Origin of the sequence: Pseudoglutamicibacter cumminsii (genome assembly GCF_003143995.1) — a bacterium.
GTDB lineage: Bacteria > Actinomycetota > Actinomycetes > Actinomycetales > Micrococcaceae > Pseudoglutamicibacter > Pseudoglutamicibacter cumminsii_B.
The window spans coordinates 1-1,595 of record NZ_QFWG01000021.1; the positions used below are offsets into that span (position 1 = coordinate 1).

Genomic DNA, 1,595 nt, shown 5'->3' on the forward strand with positions numbered 1-1,595 from the left:
TTCGTGTGGTTGTCCGCTTATTGAACATCGTTTTTTGTTTTTTGCGGAGAGTTTGATCCTGGCTCAGGATGAACGCTGGCGGCGTGCTTAACACATGCAAGTCGAACGCTGAAGCCTGGTGCTTGCACTGGGTGGATGAGTGGCGAACGGGTGAGTAACACGTGAGTAACCTGCCCTTGACTTCGGGATAAGCCCGGGAAACTGGGTCTAATACTGGATATGACCTCCTGCCGCATGGTGGGGGGTGGAAAGATTTATCGGTTGGGGATGGACTCGCGGCCTATCAGTTTGTTGGTGGGGTAATGGCCTACCAAGACGACGACGGGTAGCCGGCCTGAGAGGGTGACCGGCCACACTGGGACTGAGACACGGCCCAGACTCCTACGGGAGGCAGCAGTGGGGAATATTGCACAATGGGCGCAAGCCTGATGCAGCGACGCCGCGTGAGGGATGACGGCCTTCGGGTTGTAAACCTCTTTCAGTAGGGAAGCAGCCCTTTTAGGGTGACGGTACCTGCAGAAGAAGCGCCGGCTAACTACGTGCCAGCAGCCGCGGTAATACGTAGGGCGCAAGCGTTATCCGGAATTATTGGGCGTAAAGAGCTCGTAGGCGGTTTGTCGCGTCTGCTGTGAAAGCCCGGGGCTTAACTCCGGGTGTGCAGTGGGTACGGGCAGGCTAGAGTGCAGTAGGGGAGACTGGAATTCCTGGTGTAGCGGTGGAATGCGCAGATATCAGGAGGAACACCGATGGCGAAGGCAGGTCTCTGGGCTGTTACTGACGCTGAGGAGCGAAAGCATGGGGAGCAAACAGGATTAGATACCCTGGTAGTCCATGCCGTAAACGTTGGGCACTAGGTGTGGGGGACATTCCACGTTTTCCGCGCCGTAGCTAACGCATTAAGTGCCCCGCCTGGGGAGTACGGCCGCAAGGCTAAAACTCAAAGGAATTGACGGGGGCCCGCACAAGCGGCGGAGCATGCGGATTAATTCGATGCAACGCGAAGAACCTTACCAAGGCTTGACATGGACCGGATCGGCGCAGAGATGTGTTTTCCCTTCGGGGCTGGTTCACAGGTGGTGCATGGTTGTCGTCAGCTCGTGTCGTGAGATGTTGGGTTAAGTCCCGCAACGAGCGCAACCCTCGTTCTATGTTGCCAGCACGTTATGGTGGGGACTCATGGGAGACTGCCGGGGTCAACTCGGAGGAAGGTGGGGATGACGTCAAATCATCATGCCCCTTATGTCTTGGGCTTCACGCATGCTACAATGGCCGGTACAATGGGTTGCGATACTGTGAGGTGGAGCTAATCCCAAAAAGCCGGTCTCAGTTCGGATTGGGGTCTGCAACTCGACCCCATGAAGTCGGAGTCGCTAGTAATCGCAGATCAGCAACGCTGCGGTGAATACGTTCCCGGGCCTTGTACACACCGCCCGTCAAGTCACGAAAGTTGGTAACACCCGAAGCCGGTGGCCTAACCCTTGTGGGGGGAGCCGTCGAAGGTGGGACTGGCGATTGGGACTAAGTCGTAACAAGGTAGCCGTACCGGAAGGTGCGGCTGGATCACCTCCTTTCTAAGGAGCACTCCAACACCACAA

General features: G+C 56.7%; 1 rRNA gene. It reads left to right on the plus strand.

The window, feature by feature from the left end:
• Positions 1-40: 40 nt before the first annotated feature.
• A 16S ribosomal RNA gene (locus CAY35_RS09405) occupies positions 41-1,571 on the plus strand.
• Positions 1,572-1,595: the final 24 nt, after the last annotated feature.